At 34.4% G+C, this 1588-nt stretch carries 2 protein-coding genes; both read left to right on the top strand.

Annotated elements, in window-relative coordinates; genetic code table 11:
• Window positions 1-63 precede the first annotated feature (63 nt).
• A complete protein-coding gene (locus GMD4S_RS08685) occupies window positions 64-573 on the top strand; it encodes a GNAT family N-acetyltransferase (RefSeq protein WP_000858591.1) in 510 nt (169 codons plus the stop codon).
• A 440-nt stretch (window positions 574-1013) separates the two neighbouring features.
• The coding region (gene wecB / locus GMD4S_RS08680) for a non-hydrolyzing UDP-N-acetylglucosamine 2-epimerase (protein WP_000734435.1) at window positions 1014-1588 on the top strand (575 nt) is incomplete at its 3' end.

Here is a 1588-nt window from a genome sequence, read left to right as displayed (position 1 = left end):
TTTTTTCTTTTAATCTTTATTATCGTGCTATAATGGTAGGAGAAAGCTATAAAGGAGCAGCTTATGAAGACGACATGTTCAATTAGAAAAATGCAAGAATCTGACATACAAGAACTATCTCGAGGATTTATCAGCCAAGGTTGGCCAAGTAGAGAGGAGATTTTAACTCGATACTTTAAGGAGCAAGAAAGTGGGGAGAGAGAAGTCTTAGTTGCAGAGGTTGAGGGTGCTTTAGCGGGTTATATCACAATTTTGTCCTGCGCTAAGCAGGGGCCTTTTGCAGAAATCTATCCAGAACTCTCAGATTTTAATGTCTTTGAACCTTTTCAAAATCAAGGTATTGGAAATCTCTTGCTGGAAGAAGCAGAAAAACAAGTTAGGCTCATATCGGATAAGGTGACCCTTGGTGTTGGGCTCCATTCAGGGTATGGACCTGCCCAGAGATTATACATCAAACGAGGCTATATTCCAGATGGGACGGGTGTTTGGTATCAGAACCATCAACCGGCCATGAATGCGGTTTGTGAAGATATCGGAGAATTGGTCTTGTATCTGTCGAAAAATTTGTTTTAAGACAGATTTTATAAGGTTTAAATTTTAAATATAGTAAACAACAATCACAGTCCCTTTTTCATTCGAAAAAGGAATTTTTTTGTTTGAAATTGTTTGATTTATTCCTCAAAGTGGTAAAATATAATTGTTTGAATTATCAAGATAAAAATAAATATCAAAAAAAACATATAAGGTTTAGTTTTTTTAAATACGGATTCTTTTGAAAAGTCTTAAAATTTCCTAAAATAAGGCTTTTTAAAGGTTGTAAATAATATTGTTACAAAAAGGTTACAAATTGTTAAAATTAAATTAAATGCAATAATATAATTTGGAAAAAATTTGACATATAAATTAATTGACGGTAAAATAATTAAGATAATCAAATTAATTGATTTGCGCAATAATTCGATATAAAGATTAATCTGATGTGTCAAATTTTATTATAGTAGAAGGATAGCGTAATGAAGAAACTGAAAGTGATGGTTGTTTTTGGAACACGACCAGAAGCTATTAAAATGGCCCCTTTAGTGTTAGAATTGCAAAAACATAGTGACAGCATTGAGACGATCACAGTTGTGACAGCTCAGCACCGTCAAATGCTTGATCAAGTTCTTGAAACGTTTAGCATCGAGCCACATTATGACCTGGATATTATGGGGAAAAATCAATCCCTCTTAGACATTACTGGAAAAATTTTAGAAAAGTTTGATCCAGTTGTTAAGCAAGAACTTCCAGATATAATTCTTGTTCATGGAGATACAACAACAACTTTTGCAGCAAGTTTAGTTGCTTTCTATAATCAGGTACGAATCGGCCACGTTGAAGCTGGCCTAAGGACATTTGATAAGTATTCTCCTTTCCCAGAAGAAATGAATCGTCAGATGACTGATAACCTAGCGGATCTCTATTTTGCTCCAACTAGTGAGAGTAAAGAAAATCTCCTCAAGGAAAATCACCCTGAGTCTGCTATTGTCATTACGGGAAATACAGCCATTGATGCCTTGAAACTAACCGTTCAATCGGATTACTATCATGA

This window comes from Streptococcus sp. GMD4S (assembly GCF_000296955.1).
The sequence above is the reverse complement of the archived record's forward strand: the minus strand, read 5'-3'. Positions and strand labels throughout refer to the sequence as shown.